This is a genomic window from Alicyclobacillus herbarius DSM 13609, from assembly GCF_000430585.1.
GTDB lineage: Bacteria > Bacillota > Bacilli > Alicyclobacillales > Alicyclobacillaceae > Alicyclobacillus_G > Alicyclobacillus_G herbarius.
In genome coordinates, this window is sequence record NZ_AUMH01000012.1 from 109,279 (window position 1) to 128,110 (window position 18,832).

Below are 18,832 nucleotides of genomic sequence, written 5' to 3' on the forward strand. Positions count from 1 at the left end.
GATGACTATCGAAAGCTATGACAATGAATTACAGGTATGGAGGGACAAAGTGATGCGGATGAATGCACGCATGCGGACTTGGATGGGAGGCGCGGCGGCGGCTGCCGCTCTGTTGACGGTCGCGGGATGCGGAGCCAATTCGGGCAACACAAATAACGGGGCCAACCCGAGCACGAGCGGATCGACCAATTCCGCGAATACGAGCAACCAATCCGGGGCGCAGAGCGGATCGGCAAAGACGGTAAAACTGAACGAAACCGGGTCCTCCTTGCTCTATCCGTTGTTCAATGGGCAGTGGATTCCTGCCTATCAGTCCGCGCACCCGAATGTGCAGCTGTCTGCGGCGTCGACCGGCAGCGGCAAAGGAATTTCGGACGCCATGCAAGGGTTGGTTCAGATTGGCGGTTCGGATGCTTATCTGGCCGATGCGCAGATGCAGCAGAATTCGTCGATGCTCAACATTCCGTTGGCGATATCGGCGCAGCAGATCATGTACAACGTTCCGGAAGCGGGGAAGAAACACCTGCGCTTGGATGGTAATGTCCTGGCCAAAATTTACACGGGCCAAATCACGTATTGGGATGACGCGGCCATCAAGAGCCTCAATCCGGGCGTACAGCTGCCGCACCAAAAGATTGTGGTGGTTCGTCGTTCGGACGCCAGCGGCGATACGTTCCTGTTTACGCAGTACTTGTCTGACAACAACGCACAGTGGAAATCCAAGTATGGATTTGGCACCGATGTTTCCTGGCCGGCGGTCAACGGCGAGATTGGTGCCAAAGGGAACGATGGTGTCGTGACGGCGCTGGAGAAGAACAAGTACAGCATTGGTTACGTTGGTATCAGCTGGTTAGACCAGGCGACGTCTGGCGGATTGGGATACGCGGCGCTGAAAAACCACGATGGCCAGTTCGTGCTCCCCTCCGCCGCGACGATTGAAAACGCCGCGTCCGCGATGGTCAGCAAGGTTCCGGCGGATGAACGCATCTCCTTGATTGACGCGCCTGGACCCAACTCGTATCCCATCATCAATTTCGAGTATGCGATTGTCAACAGCAAGCAGGCGGATCCCACCACTGCAAAGGCGTTGAAAAACTTCTTGCAGTGGGCCATTGATCCGGCAGGTGGAAACGACGCGAAGTACCTTTCGCCGGTACATTTCCAACCGCTGCCGCAGAATTTGGAGAACAAGACGAAAGCACAGATTGCAAAGATTCAGGGCTGATTACGGAGCTTTACGGCAGGCGGTGATAACAGCACCAGCCTGCCGTGGTGCTGGTCAGTTGGGTGTCGTCGTGACCCTTCCATCAGCCAAGAGATAGACAGGGGGAGATTCATGTGGTGTCGCAAAAACGTGGGCTGCGTTGGATGGATGCCGGCTTCCGCGCGGTGGCCGCGGCATGCTCGACGATGCCGCTTATCGTCCTGGGCGCCATTCTCGCCGTGGTGGCGGTAGAGTCGATTCCAAGCATCCGATTTATGGGCTGGCGCTTCCTCACGAACATCACCTGGAACTTAGGCAACTTATACGGCGCGATGACCACGCACGGCGGAGTTGAGGCGCCGGCAGGGGCGAGTTACGGAGCCTTGGTCTTTGTGGTCGGCACCTTGGCTTCCTCTGTCATTGCCCTCGTGGTCGCAGTCCCGGTTTCCGTCATGACGGCAGCCGTGTTGGCCTACCAGGTGCGCGGACCACTCCGGACCCTGCTTTCCTTGCTGGTGGAACTGTTGGCTGGCATTCCTTCCGTTGTCTTTGGGCTCTGGGGCATTGTGGTGTTGGCGCCCTGGGTGAGTCGCCAGTTGGGTCCGGCCTTGGTGCATATACTCGGATGGGTGCCATTCTTTGGTGGTTCAGCCGGAACCGGCCTCGGGCTCTTGAGCAGTGGCCTCGTACTCGGGCTGATGGTCGTGCCAATCATCACGGCTTCCGTCCGAGACCTGCTGCAGCAGGTTCCGGTTCTTTACCGTGAGGGCGGTATTGGATTGGGGCTCACAAGTTGGGAGGTGCTCTGGTACATCTGTCTCCCGTTCATCCGGGAAGGGCTAATTGGTGCAGTTGCCCTCGGTTGGGGACGAGCTATGGGCGAAACGATGGCGGTTTTGATGGTGGGCGGGAGTGCCTTGAATCAGTTGCCGCAAAACCTATACAGTCCAATTTCTACGATGGCCGCTGTCATCGCCAACCAGCTCGACAGCGCGTTGACCGACGCCTCACACATGGCGGTGCACGCATTGGCCGAACTGGCGCTTGTGCTCTTGCTGCTGACGGTGGCGACGAATTTGGGGGCGCGGATGTTGGTCAGGCGGGTTGGTCGTGCATCGCAAGTGCAGGGGGTGAGGGTGTGATGTCGGTGAAGTCACCAGAGACCAGCGTATTGATGACAAGCTCGACCCAATCGGAGGAACGAAGACAAGCGCAGGTGCGGCGGCGCCTGCGCCGTCGCGCCGGTTCATGGTTGGGCTGGGGCCTGGCCTGGGCCTGCGCGGGGCTGGTTGTTTTCGCTCTACTCGATTTGGTGGCCACGGTGCTCGTCAAGGGCATCACATCGTTCCGTTGGGACATGCTGACCACCGTCACGCACGGGATTGCTGGAGGTTTGCAGAACGCTCTGCTGGGAACACTTTGGCTGGTGTTGATTGCGGTGGTTATCGCGGCCCCCATTGGGGTGCTGGGCGGAGTCTACCTGTCCGAGTTTGCCCCGGCTCGCTGGGCACGGGTGGTGCGCTTTTGGACCGAGGTGCTGTCGGGGGTTCCGTCCATCGTCGTCGGCTATTTTGTCTATTTGCTGCTCGTCCTGCGTTGTGGGTTTGGCTTTTCGGCGCTGGCGGCGGGCATCGCCCTGTTCATGATTATGCTCCCGTACATCGTCAACACGACCGAATCGACCTTGCGCCAGGTTCCTTGGGCATTACGGGAAGGCGCATGGGCACTCGGCATGACACGGTTTCAGGCTGTGTCGCGGGTGATTTGGCGTCCCGCCGCAGGTGGCATCGCGACCGGGCTGTTGACTTCCATCGCCGTTGCGTTAGGGGAAACGGCGCCCCTGCTCTATACGGCTGGGTGGTCGTCCTACAATCCAGATTTTCACCTCACGCACAGTCAAGTTGGGTATTTGACCTATGTGGTCTGGACGTATATCGAACAGCCCTATCCGCAAGCGCACGCCCTGGCCTATAGTGCGGCGTTCATCCTGATGGTGGTGATCCTCTTTATTCATATCGCAGTGCGCACGCTGGTGCGTCGTTGGCGGGCCGGATCGAATTAACTTTACGAAACCGGCAAACAAGTTTGACGTGTGCTTCACGTGGAATTTACATCCACCTGGCATGGTTCTGGTTAGGGGAAAGGGGAATTTTCACGAAAGGGGATTCCCAAGATGGGCAAAACATCCGGCCAGAACATGCGACGCAGGTGGATTGCGGGGGCGGCTGCAGCCGCTTTGGTCCTGACAGGTTCGTCGGCCTACGCGGCGATTCGTTGGTTTCCCGGTCCACAAGGGGACGGCACCGGGGTGACGCCGTACGATTGGAAATTGACTCCCGCAGGGCAATCGGTAACCTTGGGGAACTTTCCGATGGGTGGCGCCCTAAGCCCAGATGGACGCTACTTGGTGGTGAGCAACGACGGAGATGGCGTCCAGTCGCTGCAAGTCGTGGACACGCGCTCGCAGCAAGTGGTGCAAACCATTCCTTACAATGCACCGGAGGCGTTGTATCTGGGTGTCGCGTTTAGCCCAGACGGTCAGCATCTGTACGTTTCGGCGGGTGGGAACGATAAGATTCGCGTCTATAGCTTGGGCGCCGGGCAATTGACCGAGCAAAACCCGATTGCCGTCCAAGGGACGACGGACGCCCCCATGTATCCGGGGGGACTGTGTGTTTCCCTGGACGGGCGCTACCTGTACGTTGCCAATAACCTAAACAACTCGGTGGCGCGCATCAATCTGGCCCAGCGCACGGTGGATAAGGTGACACAGGTCGGAAAAAACCCTTATACAGTTGCACTGAGCGCGGATGGTCGCACCCTGTATGCCAGCAATTGGGGCGAGGACACGGTTAGTGTGCTGAATGCAGAGACCATGCAGACCGTGAAGACGCTCAAGGTTGGACTTCATCCGAACGCGTTGGCGGTCAATGCGAAGACGGGCTGCGTTTATGTGGCAGACGGGGACAGCGACCAAATTTCCATCATCGACTCAGCAACGCAAAGCGTGACAAAAACCTTATCCCTGGCTCCCTATCGAGGCGCGTTGCCTGGGAGCGAGCCGGACAGCCTCGCGGTGTCTGCGGACGGTCGGACCCTGTATGTGGCCAACGCTGGAAATAACGACGTGGCAGTGGTGGCGCTCGACCAACGCGGCTACCCAGAAGCGAATGCCGTACAAGGGCTGATACCCACCGCTTGGTATCCGACCGGAGTGTTCGTCAGTTCGGATAACAGGCATCTCTTTGTGATGAACGCCAAGGGTCTCGGTGCCGGTCCAAACAAGGACGGACAATACATTGGCAATATGATGATGGGCACCTTGCAGTTTGTGGATGTTCCGGATGCGGGACAGCTGAAACACTACACCGCAGAGGTGCGTCAAAACAACCGCGGGCCCGAGTCTAGCCCCTGGTGGCACCTCCCCTTCCAGGACAACTCCGAGGTGCCGGTGCCGCGCTACCAAAACCAACACTCCCCTATCAAACACGTGATCTACGTGATTAAAGAGAATCGTACGTATGACCAGGTTTTCGGCGACTTGGGGAAAGGCAACGGTGACCCCAGTCTGACGATGTTTGGGCGCACGATTACTCCTAACCTGCACGCTTTAGCCAATCAGTTTGTGACCCTGGACAATTTCTATGCGGATGCCGAGGTTAGCGCACAGGGACATAACTGGTCGACAGCGGCCGACTCGGATGACTATGTGGAGAAAAATTGGATGGCAAACTACTCTGGACGCGGGCGCGGCTACGACTTTGAGGGCACGAATTCCGCCACGTATCCCGAAGACGGGTTTCTGTGGGACGACGCTTTGCGCGCTCATGTGTCCTTCCGCGACTACGGGGAATTTGAGTCGTACCTCCCGAACACAGGGCTGTGGGCCCCGGACGATCCGTCCGTGGGCGACAACTACGACCCGCACTACCCCGGTTGGAACCTCGATATCTCGGACTTAACCCGATTTGACGAGTGGAACCGGGAGTTTCAGCAGTACTGCAAGAACGGGAACCTGCCTCAGCTTGAGATTTTGCGGCTGCCCAACGACCATACCAAAGGCACGACGCCAGGCGCCCTAACCCCGCAGGCGTACGTCGCTCAGAACGATTATGCCTTGGGTAAGCTGGTGGATGCGGTAAGTCACTCCCGTTATTGGAAGGACACCGCCATTTTTGTGGTTGAGGACGATGCCCAAAACGGTCTTGACCATGTCGACGCACACCGCACCGAGGCGTTGGTCATCAGTCCGTATACGCAGACCGGTCGCGTAGACAGTACGTTTTACGACACCGCGTCCATGCTCCGCACGATGGAGCTGATTCTCGGCATGAAGCCACTGACTCAGTATGACGCGGCGGCAATGCCGATGGTCGGCGCGTTCACGAACAAACCGAACTTCCAACCCTACAATGTGAAGGAACCTCAATACCCTATCGATAAAACCAATTCGGCTCATTCCCCCGGCGCTGCCGAATCCGCGAGGATGGATTGGTCGCACGAGGACGAGGCTCCGGAACAACAATTGAATCACATCCTGTGGGAGGCGACGATGGGCAAGCGGCCGTATCCTCACGTGACACAGCACAGCCGGTAACCCGGGACTCCTGGCGCAGGCGGAGAGCCGCTGCCGCATCTCGGTCATTCGCGGTCGATCACGCCAGTTAGTGTGGCCGCCCTGAATGTGAAGATTTGGTATACTACAAGTGCGTATTCGGAAATCGGAAAACGTCGAAAGGGGAAACGGATGGAGGGGCGGGATCCTGTGCGCACATTGGCCGTCATCGGCAGTATCAACATGGATGTGGTGAACAAGGTCGAGCGGCACCCAAAGCCGGGTGAGACGATTCACGGCCTAGGCACGACGTACAGCCCGGGCGGGAAAGGCGCCAACCAGGCTGTGGCCGCAGCTCGCGCTGGCGCGGTGGTGCGCATGGTCGGGGCCGTAGGTACGGACGCTTTCGGGCCGGAACTGATTCAGTCCCTGCAGGGATTTGGAGTCGATACCCAGTGGGTGAGCACAAAGCCGGGGTCCTCCGGATTGGCGTTTATCACCGTCGCTCGGAGCGGCGAAAACAACATCATCTTGTCGTCCGGTGCGAATGGCCAATTGACGAAAGAGGATGTAGACGCGGCCGCCGCGATGCTGGATAGCGTGGACGCCGTACTCCTGCAGAACGAGATTCCCTGGTCGGTGACTGAGGCCGCGCTGCGCAAGGCACATCAGTTGGGCAAACAGGTGTTTCTCAATCCAGCGCCTGCGCGTCAAGTGGAGCCGGAAATGTTGCAAATGGTGGACGTCTTGGTGGTGAACGAATCCGAGGCGGAAGCCATCACCGGGGTCAAGGTCGATTCGGCCGATGCGGCCGACGCGGCCTTGCAAAGCCTGTTGGCGGGCGGTTGCGGATGTGCGGTTTTGACGCTCGGCGGAGCCGGGTTGGTTTGTCGGAATGGGCGCGGGCAGAGCATACGCCTGCCCGCGTATCCGGTCGAAGTCGTCGATACCACGGCGGCCGGAGACACGTTTATCGGCGCCTTGGCGAGTGCCTGGGACACAGACGGGGACCTTTTGCCCGCCCTGCGGTTTGCCAGTGCGGCGGCGGCGCTGACCGTGACCCGCGCCGGTGCCCAAGGCTCAATTCCCGAACGGCAGGAGATTGAGGCTTTTTTGGAGCGGATCAACGGTGGTGGAGGTACCGATTCGCACGCGTGAGTTGCCGCAGTGCCGCGATGTCTTTTGCCGAGAGCGACGAGGCCGTCACCGCCTGCACGTTCTCCGTGAGCTGCTCCATACGGCTGGCGCCCGGGATGACCGTGGCCACCGCGGGATGGGCTAATGGATAACGCAGCGCCAGTTCAGTCAGCGAGTGGCCGGACGCCTTTGCGTACGCGGACAGGCGTTGGCGGGTATCTGAAAGCTCTTGCGGGGTGTAATCCAGGTAGCCCTCCTCGTCCTTGGTATCGGCTCGGGTTTGCGTCAACAGTCCACGCGCCAGGGGACCGCGAGCGATAACGCTGATACCGCGCTCCTCCAGCAGGGACAGGACCGACTCCTCCGGGCGTCTGTCCAACAGACTGTACTGCATCATCACACTGACGATGCGGGACCGCGCCGCGTATTCACGAATCACGTTCGGGCGGATGGAAGAAATCCCGTAGTAACGAATGACCCCTTCGTCGCACAATTGTTCGAACGCCTCAATCGTTTCATCGATAGGGTCGTCAATGGTGCCGCCGTGCAGTTGATACAAGTCAATGTAGTCCGTGCCGAGGCGGCGGAGGCTGTCTTTGACCGCGCTCAGGATGTATGCCTTGGACGGGTCCCAGAACCACCCGGGTTTGCCGGGCTGCCAGTGATTGCCGACTTTCGTGGCGAGGATGACTTCGTCCCGCCGATCCGCAATCGCTTTCCCGACTAGTTCCTCATTCACTCCCTGGTCGTACAAATCGGCGGTATCGAGAAAGTTGACCCCGGCGTCCAAAGCGGCATGGATGATTCGGGTGGCATGCGCTTCGTCCTGTCCAAGAGACATGCAACCCAGCCCCATTTCACTTACATATAGGTCGCTGGTGCCTAGACGTCGTCGTTTCATTACCCGGCGGCCTCCTTTCATGGGAGTTGGGAGAGGAAAAAAGGTGTCTGTTGGCGAATCTATCCAAAGTAAGCCCAAATCAAGTATCCAAACAAGGCATAGTCTGTGAGGTCTAGTATATCGCACATTTTGGCTGCACAGTATGGTGCGGTTCTGAGGGGGAATTGGCATGAGCCAGGTTGAACAGGTGTTGAATCATTGGTTGAGCCACAGGCAGGCGCTCATGGATTTGCTCGCCGTGATTCCGTCCGACAAGGCGGACTTCCGGCCGTGGGAAAAAGCGATGAGTGTCAACGAACTGGCCTTGCATGTGGCCGGATCGACTTACAAATTCGTCACCAGCGTGGCCGCTGGACGGTTTGAGCCGGGGTGGCCTCAGCTCCAGGCGGAAACGATGGAGGAGACGCGGAGGATTCTGGCAGAATACACGGAAAAGAGCCGCTCCGCTCTCGCCGACCTGAGCGCGGCGCAGCTCGACGCGGTCGTGGACGCACAGGCCGTGTTCGGCTTTTCGGCGCCGGGTTCGGTCTTTTTAACGTCCGCGATTGACCACGAGATTCACCACAAAGGGCAGCTTTTTGTCTACGCCCGCTTGGTGGGGGTGGAGTCGGTTCCATTCTTTGTAAAACGATAACGATGGGAGAAACCAGATATGGGGAGGGGTATAGTTTGCGCCGTTGGATCGGACTGGCGGCTCCGGCCGCACTGGCCTGTTTCAGTGTAGCCTGCAGCCATCCGCCGAGTCCAAACGATGTACTGCAGGAATATCTCAGCGATTGGCAGAAACAAGATTTCCAAGGTATGTACACGCTGTTATCCGCGAAGGTGCAGAAACAGATTTCGAAAAACGATTTTGTTTCTCGCTATAAGTCGATTGAAGAGGGGATTGGCACCACCGGCTTGACGCTCAAGGCAGTAGTCCCCAAGGACAGTCAGAATAATGGGGACAAGCCGGTGACTATCACCGTGCAAGGCCGGTGGTCGACGAGTACGGCCGGATCGTTCCAGGAGACGTATCACGTGCGCCTGGTCAAGGACAAGGATGGCTGGCGCGTTGATTGGACACCAGCGCTTATCTTTCCTCAGTTGAAGTCTGGGTGGCAGGTGCGCGCGGTCAGCGAGCCGGCAGAGCGCGGAGAAATCTTGGACCGGAACGGCAAACCGCTGGCGGAAAACGCAGCCGCAAAACAGATTGGGTTGGTACCTGGAAAACAAAAGCCCGATTCAGCCAAACAGCTGGCGAAGGTGCTGGGCATCGACGTCGCGCAGGTGGAAGCGGACCTCAAGCAGTCATGGGTGAAACCGGATTTGTTCGTACCCGTCCGGACACTGCCCGACAGTGAGGAGAAGCAACTAGAAAAACGGTTGTTGGCGATTCCTGGGGTCGAGATTGTCGACGCTTCCCATCCGGTGCGAACCTATCCCCTCGGCGCGGCGGCTGCCCACCTGACCGGTTACGTTGGACCCATTACGGCGGATGAATTGACCCCGGCCAAGAAGCGCGCCGGCTATACGGCGTCGGATGTCATCGGCCAGCAGGGGTTGGAGCGCTCACTGGAAAGCGAACTGCGCGGGCAGCCAGGCGGACGCATTTGGGTTACGGACGCGTCCGGGAAGCAGGCGGTCACGATTGCCCAGAAAGCGCCGGTCGCAGGAAAGAATGTCGAGTTGACGATTGATGCCAATGTGCAGAAGGCCCTGAACAAGGCCCTGGCCGGGCAGGTGGGATCGGCCGTGGTGCTCAATCCGAACACGGGCGCCGTGTTGGCACTGGCGAGTCAGCCAGGCTTCAATCCGAATGAACTGGCGCGTGGTGTGTCAAGCGCTGCGTGGAAGAAAATGGTCCAGGCTAAGGACCCGCCGTTTGTCGATCGCGCCCTCTCGGCGGTTCCTCCGGGATCGACCCTGAAGCCACTGGTGGCTGCGGCTGCCCTCGATGCCGGGGCCATCCGACCGGATACCACCTTCCCTGGGACCAACCATCTGAAGTGGCAGAAGGATAAATCGTGGGGTAACCACTATGTGCACCGGGTTCCGCACCCGAGTGGAACGGTCAATCTGGAACGGGCGTTGGTCTGGTCAGACAATATTTATTTTGCTCAAGTCGGGCTGGCGCTCGGCAAGGAGAAGTTCGTCAACGGCATGGAGCGGTTTGGGTTTGGCAAGACGTTTACGTTCCCGCTGGCTGTGGGCGCCTCGCAGGTGGCCAACCACGAAAACATCACCAGTGAAGAACAGCTCGCGGATAGCGCCTACGGTCAGGGGCAGGTGCTGGTCAGTCCGCTCCAGTTGGCCAGCATGTATACCGCGTTCTGGAATCAAGGGAACGTGATGCGTCCGTACCTCGTGCAACGGGTCACCGATGCCACGGGGAATACCGTGCAGCAAACGAAACCGGTAGTCTTTGCGGCACACGTCATGTCGGACAAAACGCGGAAAATCCTCGTTTCGGACCTGCGCCAAGTCGTGGCGGACAGCACGGGGACCGCCCATGCGGCCGCGGCGCTGCCGGGGTGGACGGTAGCTGGAAAAACAGGGACGGCGGAGAAAAAGGCCGGCGGCGATGAGTGGGGCTGGTTTGCCGCCACGGCAACACGTAAAGGCGATACAAAGCCCACGTACCTCATTGTCATGGCGCTTGACCACACCCAACATGAACAAGGCAGCCACGCAGCGGTTCATCGGGTGGTGGACTTCCTTAAGGCGCTGCCTCGCTAACAGAAGCCGCAGCGTGCCACACGGGTTCATCGCCTGAGGTGGATAGTGAGAAAAAAGGACGGCCAATCGCCGAGACTAAGGCGGTTGGCCGTTGTGGTCAGTCGTTAGACCTGGTTAGTCTGAAACCGTTACTAGGGTTCCGTAATGCATATGCTCCCAGGCGGTTTTAGCTGCGTCCAGCGGCAACTCGACGCATCCCACACTTTGCGGCCAGCCATAGTCGTTGCGGACGAACCCATGTACAGCATCCCCCTTATAGAAGTAGCTGATGTATGGCACTCCTGGGTCTTCATAGGTGCTCCCGTCCGGATTTCTCCCTTTCATCGTTTGTGAGCGCAGACGCAGATAGACGGGCCACGTTCCGGATGGGGTCGGCGCTCCCGCCACTCCGGTATTGACTTTGGTCTCTAGAACGACACGTCCGTTTTCCCAGAGGGTTAAACGTTCTGGCGATTCTTTGCTAACATACACGTAGCTGTACGTGTACGGACAGGTTTGATGGCTCATATCTGCCTGAATCAACGCCTGCCAGAGCTCCGGTCCAGCGATACCGTCGATGGTCAAATGGTGAACCTCCTGAAAGGTCATGACGGCCCCTTCGACCATGACGTTATACTGTCCGGGCTGCCACATCTGGCGCAAGGCGGCCGGCGTCGAGGCATACCGCCAGGACCAGCTGCCTTGCGGCGGATTCTTCAGCGCCAACAGTTCATCCCCATAGGCGTCGTTGGCGGCATTCTTTCCGTTCCAAACTAGCGGGAGGTAACCCAGGCGCGCTAAAATCTGCTGCAGGCGCAACACGGCTGCCGAATGGTCACCCAGGTGCAGGACCGGATAATGAACCTCAGCCGGTCTTACGGTGAGTGCGTCAGTCGGATCCGATTCCGTGGGGTCGGCGGTAGTGTTGGCCGTTCCCGCAGTCTGTCTGACGGTTACCTGTCGCTCCGCAGTCTTGTCGGCCGACGGTTTCGCCGCAAGATGCCAAGAGATGGGACCACACCCCGTTATCAGGGTGCAAATGGCTAACGCTGCTGCCCAAACCTTCGACCGATGCACGCCTTTCACCCTTCCCGTTTCCTGTCTCCCAGTTGTGGAATCCCCAGCATCCCAGTATACGTGGCAACATTAGATTCGATATGACGAAGTTTGCCTAATTATACCGAGTTTCGTTGCTTCTGTTGTACCTTATCTTTGGAGACCTTGGCAAATCGGCCATCATTCGACAACGAGCCATTGTCCCCCGACTGTCCGCAGAGCACCGCGTCGTCGTGCGGATGTTCGCGGTCTTCGGTTTGAATCGTTACGTGACCGATGCCCAAGTGCACCAGACGGTGCTCCATTTCGCGCAGGATGACCTGGCTTTGCTCAATCGTCAGTTCGCCGTCAATTACTGCATGGCAGGACAGCGCGTTCCGTCCGTCGGCGATGCTCCAGACGTGCACATCATGCACATCGTAGACCCCCTGTACCCCGCGTAGCGCGGCGACCACCTCGTGCAAGTTCACGTCATTGGGGGTGCCTTCCATCAAAATGCTGCTGGCCTGACGTACCAGTCGCCAAGCACCCAGGCCAATCAGAATGGCAATCAGCACGCTGAGCGCGGGGTCTATCCAAAACCATCCGGTCCACAGGATGATGAGTCCGCCGACAATCACCCCGGCCGATGCGGCCGCGTCGCCCAACATATGGAGAACAGCCGCACGGAGGTTGAGACTGGCTGGTCGCCCGAAGCCAAAGCCCAAATAGAGATTGACCGCTAAGCCGACAAGCGCGCTAGCAAACATGTAGACGCTGTTGACCGGATGAGGATGCAGTAGTCGACCATACGCTTCCCACAATATGACGAGTGCAATCCCCAATAATGTGACACCGTTGATCATGGCGGCGAGTATTCCTGCACGGTGATAGCCGAACGTCATCGCTTCGTTGGCTGGCTTGCGCGCCTGGGCCAGGGCGTACCAGGTGAGCGCGATTGCTCCTAAGTCCGTCAGCACGTGTCCGGCGTCCGAGAGGAGCGCCAGTGAATGCGAAGCGAAACCCCCGGCGATTTCTACAGCCAGGATAATTACCGTCCACCAGAACGCGGCTTTCATTTTCGCAGTGGGCGTATGCGTATGCACCAAGCCATGCGCATGGTGCTGATGGTCATGCACATGGTCGTGGTGGTGCCGGTGATGAACGTCCGATTTCGATGAATGAGACATTTTGGTTTCCCTCGGATAAAAAGTGTTTCCCCCATTATACCCGTTGCCGCCGGCGCTTGCTCCTGGTGTGCCTCTCGTCGCCAGCGAGTCTATGAACATTTCGGGTTCTATAAATATCGCGTATCATAGTCTTGAAGGGACCTCTACAGGACGATGCGACGAGGAGAGAGTGCACATGAACCTGCGAGACGTATTGCTGTCTGTGATTTCCGATCCCGAGCGTGTGAGTGTCAGTCCTTCGGTGCGCGAGCAACACGGCCGGGACCTCAGCTATCACCGGCCCACGACCCCGGATGTGGTTGTGTTTGCGAAAACCACCGAAGAGGTTGCTAGGGTGCTTCAAGCGGCCAATGACCTGGCGATTCCTGTCGTACCCTACGCGGCCGCGTCCAGCTTGGAGGGGCACATTATCCCCGTTCACGGCGGCATCAGCCTGGACGTGAACGGGATGAACCAAATCTTAGAGATCCGCCCGGATGACTTCCTCGTCCGGATACAGCCTGGGGTGACGCGCGAACAACTGAACGCCGCCCTGAAACCGTACGGCCTGTTCTTTCCGGTTGACCCGGGTGCAAACGCTTCCCTTGGTGGCATGGCAGCCACCAATGCCAGTGGCACGGCGGCCGTCCGCTACGGCGTGATGCGGCAGCAGGTGCTGGGCCTAGAGGTCGTGTTGGCCGACGGCCGCGTGGTGCGAACCGGCGGCATGGCGATGAAGACGTCAGCCGGATACAACTTTACGCAGCTGTTTGTCGGATCCGAAGGGACGCTTGGAGTCATCACCGAACTCACCCTGCGCGTTTACGGAATACCGGAACACACGGTGGCCGCCCGTGCAGTGTTTTCGGACCTAGGTTCTGCCTGCCAAGCGGCCTACGCCATCATGGGTTCCGGGACCCCTGTCGGCCGGATGGAGCTGGTCGATGAGTGGACCGTGGCGGCTGTCAACCAGTTCAAGGGCACGGCATATGACGAAGCGCCCACGCTATTCCTCGAGTTTTCCGGAAACCGTTCGGCGGTAGAGGCGGATGTCGCCTTAGCGGAAGAGGTCTGCCGCGAGGAAGGGTGTCGGGCGTTCGTATTTGAAACTGAAGGAGACGCACGTGCCCGGTTGTGGGAAGCCCGTCATTCAGCCGCCCTGGCCATCATGCAGACAGCACCCGGAAAGCGACATAAGGCGACCGATGTTTGCGTTCCCTTGTCGAAGATGCCGGAAGCCATCCGTTTTGCCCGCGAAACTATAGACCGGTACGGCATCTATGGGGCGATTCTGGGACACGTGGGGGACGGAAACTACCATGTCAGTTTCATGGTCGATCCGGACGACGAAAAGGAAGTCGAAACGGCGGAGCGCGTCAACGATGAGATTGTCGATTTCGCCCTAAAGGTTGGCGGCACGTGTACCGGCGAACACGGCGTAGGGCTCGGCAAGGTGAAACACTTGGAGCGTGAACATGGGGATCTCTTGCCTCTGATGGTCTCCTTAAAACAACTGCTCGACCCCAAGGGCATTTTAAATCCGGGAAAAATCTTTTTGTCAAAGCCTGTACCCGAGTCCATGGCGCATTGACCGCTGCACCCGCGCTCAAGTTGGCGCATATCTTTCCCTGATGAACCTCGTTTTACCGGGGGAGAGGGGAGAGTTCGATGGCTCATTTTATCGATTTCCGACTGGGCGGTATGAAACTGGGCGTCATCAGCGGCACGTCCGGCGTGTTTACCGGGAACAACTTGCAATACGGTTGGAGATTGTCCACTAAATCCAATGATGCCATCGGCCGTGTCGATGGGGACGCCTGTCGCATTGAGGCCTGGCGTAACACGGTGGTCGATCCGGACGTGCTGGATACCTTTATTCAGAAGCCGCTGCCGTTTCAGGGTAACGAGGCGCCTTGGCCCGGATTCGCGAGGATGCGGGCGGATCGTCCCCATCCACCGACTCCGCCCGAGGTGGAGCCACCCAGCTCGGCAGAATGGGATTGGTGAGAGTAACGCGGCGGGTTGGACGGCAGAATAGGATCAGCCCACCCTGATACGGGCAAAAGCGACTTTTCGGGCTGATGGTGGAGGTGAACCATGGATTCAATGTACCCTGCAAATGAGACAACGCCTGAGATGGCACCGCGCTCAGAGCCGCCCTGGTTTGAACGCCTGGCAGCCTATTTTCCGGAACATGAGCTCAAAGACCCGCGGCAGATGCAGGATCTGTTGAGCCATCACACCGCGTACCGCAAGATTGAAACCCCCGAATACCTCGTGACTTATGCGGAGTATCCAGATTTTATCTTTATCGACTACCTGTTGGTGGATGCGAAGACGCGCGGTAAGGGTATCGGCAGCAAGCTGTTGTCCTGGTTCAAACGCAAAGGGAAACCGATTATCCTGGAGGTCGAGCCACCGGACGCAGACGACAAGGACACGCTGCGGCGGATTCGCTTTTATGAAAAGAACGGGTTTGAACGGGCGGATAATATCGTCTATACACGTTCGGACGAAGACGGCGAAACCTTCACCATGAACATTTACTACTGGCATCCCGATTTGGTCTCAGAACAGAAGGTCATGTTTGACATGGCAAAGGTCTGTCGAGAGATCCACAATTTCCGGGCGATGAAGTATTATGGTCGTCTTTTGGCGGATCCCGAAGAGGTTCTGGATTGGGATCCGTAAATAATCAAGGGGCTGTCCCAAAGTGCCAGCGCACTTAGGGACAGCCCCTTGATTGTTGGAAATATGCGGGCAAGTTCTCTGTATGTCCACAACGGTAGTGGATAGCGTAAGAGCAAAGCAAATGAATAGAGGATACCGCTTAAGGGAAGGTTGTCGTTGTGATTGGATAACAAATCTTGGAGTGTGATACACAATGCGGAAAGTCCCCGACAGTCAGCCAGATGAGATGACACCGGTAGATCGCCCTGAAATTGAGACAGACACACCACACCCCGATACACCGAAACCCAACAGAGTAGAGCAGGTACTTGGTGGTAGAAATTAAATGGAGCTACTACCTCGATTGTATCACTGGCTTGTGCGACCGCCATCGTTGACTAAACGATCTATTCACAATGTGATAAATGACCATTTTAATCTTCGGAACAAAACGGTCCTAGATTTTGGATCTGGAGTAGGTTCGAATTGCAGCTATCGCTTCACGAAATTATCCCTGTATAACGAAGTGTTCTTCTTTGCTCAGCCAAAATGTTAGTACTAGGGTACATGGTGCACCTTCGTTGGGTCCAGGTAATTAGAAGCAAAGGGAAAGCGGCTTCTTCCAAGGTGATCTTTGGGAGTGTTGAATATGTGGTTTTGGATTCTCTTCTTCATTTGGATGTTCATCCCCGTTTGGCGGCAGTACTTGATTAATATGAAGCGCATTCGTACTATCCGCTGTCTGGAGCGGCGTCGTAAGACGCGCGTGATTACGCTGATTCACCGGCAGGAGACCATTAGCTTCTTCGGTATCCCCCTCCGCAACTACATCTCTATCGAGGACTCCGAGCAGGTACTCCGTGCGATCCGGTTAACTCCCGATTCAATGCCAATTGACCTCATCCTTCACACACCGGGCGGGTTAGTTCTAGCATCGGAACAAATCGCTTATGCGCTCAGCCGCCATCCCACCAAAGTAACAGTATTCGTGCCGCACTACGCCATGTCAGGCGGAACCATGATTGCACTGGCGGCGGACGAGATCGTGATCGACGAAAACGCTGTACTCGGCCCGGTCGATCCGCAACTTGGCCAGTATCCGGCCGCCTCGCTCGTTGAGGTAGCGATACAAAAGCCTCTGGAGGAAATCAAAGACGAGACCCTTGTGCTCATCGACATGGCGCGTAAGGCCTTGCGTCAAGTCGAGTCGTTCCTGAGAGGCCTGCTTGAGGAGAAGTTGGACGCAGAGCGCGCCAGGGAGGTGGCTCACGCACTGTCCTCCGGATTGTGGACGCACGATTACCCGATAACTGTCGACAAGCTCCGTAGTCTCGGCCTGCCCGTGCAGGTAAACCTGCCACGTGAGGTCTACGAACTCATGGAACTGTATCCACAACCGGTACAACGCAGGCCGAGCGTTCAGTATGTTCCCACTCCATACGACGGAAGGGGCAATCATGAAGACAGACGATTAACCGATTAAATCAGGCCTTGCTGTGTGAGCCAATCGCGGGCGACCTCCATGGCCGGCTTGTGCTCTACATTCACTTCCATGTTCAGCTGTCGCATCTCGCGGTCGGAGATCTTACCGGCCAGTTTGTTCAAGACCGGTTTTAACTCTGGGTGTTCTTTTAACGTATCGTCGCGGATGACCGGACACGCATAGTAGGGTGGAAACAGGTGCTTGTCATCCTTAAGCAGTTCCAGGTGATACTCTGGAATTTTGCCGTCCGTCGAAAACGCATCAATGACATCGACCTTCCCCTGTACGAGAGCTTGATATTTGAGGCCAATGTCCATGGTCACCACCCGCTTAAAGTGGGTATGGTAAAGCTTGTTCATCGCTGGCAGGGTGTCCGGGCGGACGACAAAGTCCTGTTCCGTGCCTAGCGTCAGGTCTCCCGACTTGGCAGCCAATTGGGAAATGGTGTGGATACCGAGTTTATCCGCTTCTTGTTTCGTCATCGCCATTGCGTACGTATTGTTGAAGCCAATCGGTTTTAACCAAGTTGCATGGTATTTTTGTTCAAATTCACGATGGACAATGTCGTATGCCTGATTCGGATCGGTAACAGGCTTTTGTTTGAGGATATTAACGAGCCCGGTACCGGTGTACTCTACATACAGGTCGAGCTTGTGGTTTTCGAACGCGTTCCAAATCACATTACTGTCCAACCAGGTAAAGGTCTTCACATGCAGGTTTGTATCGTGTTCGATTAACAGCTGCATGATGTCGACCATGATGTCCTGTTCGGTAAAGTTTTTCCCGCCAATCACAATCGTGTTCTGGCTGTTTCCGATGCCGCATCCGGTGGTGGCGACGGTCAGACCGAGTCCCATGACCAGAGCGACCAAAGCGCGCAACCACCGACGGCGGATTGTTGCCCCCCTTGCGCAGAGCATGTGAAAAATCTTCAACGTATCCCCTCCTCGGTCGTTGCCATCGGTAAGACCGTGTTCAAGGCTGTGTTCAAGACCGAAGCCCTTTCGGTGTCAGCAGCCAGTCCAACCACATCAATAGGTAGTCAAACAGGATGGCCAAGACGGCGGCCGGAATGGCACCGGCGAGAATCATCGGCGTATCAATCATATCGATGCCGCGGATGATGAGATCCCCAAGTCCGCCAGCTCCGATGAAGGTCGCCAGCGTCGCGACCCCAATGGTCAAGACGGCCGCGGTCCGCACACCGGCCATGATGACGCTGCGCGCCAATGGGAGTTCCACCATCCATAAGATCTGCCGCCGCGTCATCCCCATACCGTGTCCGGCCTCAATCAGGGATGCGTCCACCGCCAAAATGCCCGTATACGTGTTGCGGACGATAGGGAGCAGAGCGTACAGGGTCAGGGCAATCAGCGCTGGGGTCGTGCCAATGCCAAACAGCGGGATCATAAAACCCAACAGCGCGAGGCTGGGAATGGTCTGAATGATGGATACCACCGTGATAATGGGGGTGGCGAGCCGTTTATGGCGGGTCAAAAAAATTCCGAGTGGCACGGATACCACACAGGCTATCACCACCGCCACCAGCGATAGATACAGGTGCTGCCCGGTTTTACTGACCACTTCCGGCCACTGGTTTAAGAAGATTTGCCAGACGCTCACTGCGCACCCTCCTCGTATGATGGTAGTAGAAGTTCTCCTTCGTCGAATTTCCAGTAGGTCCGGAACTGCTGGAACAGCGCTGGAGAATTTCCAGAGCCGGCTCAAGACCCATCCGAATGAGACAGCTGCTCAGGAGGATGGGAAGTGGTTGATGGGGCTTCCCCATCCAAACAATCTCGCAGTATCGCAATACCCGTTTTCACCCATGGATGGGGAGGTTCCCATCGACCCATGGATGATTGTTATCGGTTGAGTCACCGGAGTCGCTTGACGGCTACTCCGCTTCTTTGTCATGCGCTTGTTCCTTGAAAACTTTATATCCGTCCGCATCTGGTTGGGGGATGCCCCCAACGCCTTC

At 57.3% G+C, this 18,832-nt stretch carries 16 protein-coding genes; 11 read left to right on the forward strand and 5 right to left on the reverse strand.

Annotated features, from left to right (window positions below):
* The first annotated feature begins 52 nt into the window (after positions 1–52).
* The 5 genes from pstS to rbsK all read left to right on the forward strand — a co-directional run bounded on the left by pstS (position 53) and on the right by rbsK (position 6,917).
* Positions 53–1,225: a phosphate ABC transporter substrate-binding protein PstS gene (pstS, locus tag H522_RS0109930; RefSeq protein WP_245578074.1), complete on the forward strand. Its 1,173-nt coding sequence runs from the start codon at positions 53–55 to the stop codon at positions 1,223–1,225.
* 116 nt (positions 1,226–1,341) lie between these two features.
* On the forward strand, positions 1,342–2,346 hold the full coding sequence (pstC, locus tag H522_RS0109935; protein WP_245578075.1) for a phosphate ABC transporter permease subunit PstC: 1,005 nt from the start codon (positions 1,342–1,344) through the stop codon (positions 2,344–2,346).
* The gene (gene pstA, locus H522_RS0109940) at positions 2,346–3,266 is read left to right on the forward strand and encodes a phosphate ABC transporter permease PstA (RefSeq protein ID WP_026962199.1); all 921 of its coding nucleotides are present in this window, start codon (positions 2,346–2,348) and stop codon (positions 3,264–3,266) included. The genes pstC and pstA overlap by 1 nt, the downstream gene beginning before the upstream one ends.
* Before the next feature lie 111 nt (positions 3,267–3,377).
* Positions 3,378–5,801, forward strand: coding sequence for a bifunctional YncE family protein/alkaline phosphatase family protein (locus H522_RS18735; RefSeq protein ID WP_245578076.1), 2,424 nt, complete (start codon positions 3,378–3,380; stop codon positions 5,799–5,801).
* Positions 5,802–5,969: 168 nt separating this feature from the next.
* Complete coding sequence (rbsK, locus tag H522_RS18740; protein WP_051344145.1) at positions 5,970–6,917, forward strand: ribokinase; 948 nt, start codon at positions 5,970–5,972, stop codon at positions 6,915–6,917.
* On the opposite strand, the gene H522_RS0109955 is transcribed toward rbsK, so the two are convergent.
* Complete coding sequence (locus H522_RS0109955) at positions 6,883–7,797, reverse strand: aldo/keto reductase (protein ID WP_026962200.1); 915 nt, start codon at positions 7,795–7,797, stop codon at positions 6,883–6,885. The two genes, rbsK and H522_RS0109955, sit on opposite strands and share 35 nt — an antisense overlap.
* Before the next feature lie 169 nt (positions 7,798–7,966).
* Here H522_RS0109955 and H522_RS0109960 point away from each other — a divergent pair, with 169 nt between their 5' ends.
* Positions 7,967–8,431 carry a DinB family protein gene (locus H522_RS0109960; RefSeq protein ID WP_026962201.1) on the forward strand — a complete coding sequence of 155 codons (465 nt, stop codon included), beginning with the start codon at positions 7,967–7,969 and terminating at the stop codon, positions 8,429–8,431.
* 35 nt (positions 8,432–8,466) lie between these two features.
* Positions 8,467–10,515, forward strand: a complete 2,049-nt coding sequence (locus H522_RS18745) for a penicillin-binding transpeptidase domain-containing protein (RefSeq protein ID WP_051344139.1) — start codon at positions 8,467–8,469, stop codon at positions 10,513–10,515.
* 114 nt (positions 10,516–10,629) lie between these two features.
* Here H522_RS18745 and H522_RS0109970 read toward each other — a convergent pair whose 3' ends face one another.
* Together H522_RS0109970 and H522_RS0109975 are read right to left on the reverse strand one after the other, a co-directional pair.
* Entirely contained in the window at positions 10,630–11,571 is a 942-nt protein-coding gene (locus H522_RS0109970) for a L,D-transpeptidase family protein (protein ID WP_155836327.1), read from the reverse strand.
* A gap of 98 nt (positions 11,572–11,669) precedes the next feature.
* Positions 11,670–12,719, reverse strand: a complete 1,050-nt coding sequence (locus H522_RS0109975; RefSeq protein ID WP_026962203.1) for a cation diffusion facilitator family transporter — start codon at positions 12,717–12,719, stop codon at positions 11,670–11,672.
* A gap of 175 nt (positions 12,720–12,894) precedes the next feature.
* Here H522_RS0109975 and H522_RS0109980 point away from each other — a divergent pair, with 175 nt between their 5' ends.
* The 4 genes from H522_RS0109980 (at position 12,895) to H522_RS0109995 (ending at position 16,851) form a co-directional block, all read left to right on the forward strand.
* Positions 12,895–14,289, forward strand: coding sequence for an FAD-binding oxidoreductase (locus tag H522_RS0109980; RefSeq protein ID WP_026962204.1), 1,395 nt, complete (start codon positions 12,895–12,897; stop codon positions 14,287–14,289).
* Between the two features lie 77 nt (positions 14,290–14,366).
* Positions 14,367–14,705, forward strand: a complete 339-nt coding sequence (locus tag H522_RS20535; protein WP_051344141.1) for a hypothetical protein — start codon at positions 14,367–14,369, stop codon at positions 14,703–14,705.
* 129 nt (positions 14,706–14,834) lie between these two features.
* Positions 14,835–15,389, forward strand: a complete 555-nt coding sequence (locus H522_RS0109990) for a GNAT family N-acetyltransferase (protein ID WP_026962205.1) — start codon at positions 14,835–14,837, stop codon at positions 15,387–15,389.
* Positions 15,390–16,017: 628 nt separating this feature from the next.
* Positions 16,018–16,851, forward strand: coding sequence for an SDH family Clp fold serine proteinase (locus tag H522_RS0109995; protein WP_035453385.1), 834 nt, complete (start codon positions 16,018–16,020; stop codon positions 16,849–16,851).
* On the opposite strand, the gene H522_RS0110000 is transcribed toward H522_RS0109995, so the two are convergent.
* Both H522_RS0110000 and H522_RS0110005 read right to left on the reverse strand, forming a co-directional pair.
* On the reverse strand, positions 16,848–17,786 hold the full coding sequence (locus H522_RS0110000; RefSeq protein WP_245578077.1) for a glycine betaine ABC transporter substrate-binding protein: 939 nt from the start codon (positions 17,784–17,786) through the stop codon (positions 16,848–16,850). The genes H522_RS0109995 and H522_RS0110000 overlap by 4 nt on opposite strands.
* Before the next feature lie 52 nt (positions 17,787–17,838).
* Positions 17,839–18,474 (reverse strand): ABC transporter permease, encoded by a 636-nt coding sequence (locus H522_RS0110005; RefSeq protein WP_026962208.1) that lies wholly within the window; start codon positions 18,472–18,474, stop codon positions 17,839–17,841.
* Positions 18,475–18,832 lie beyond the last annotated feature (358 nt).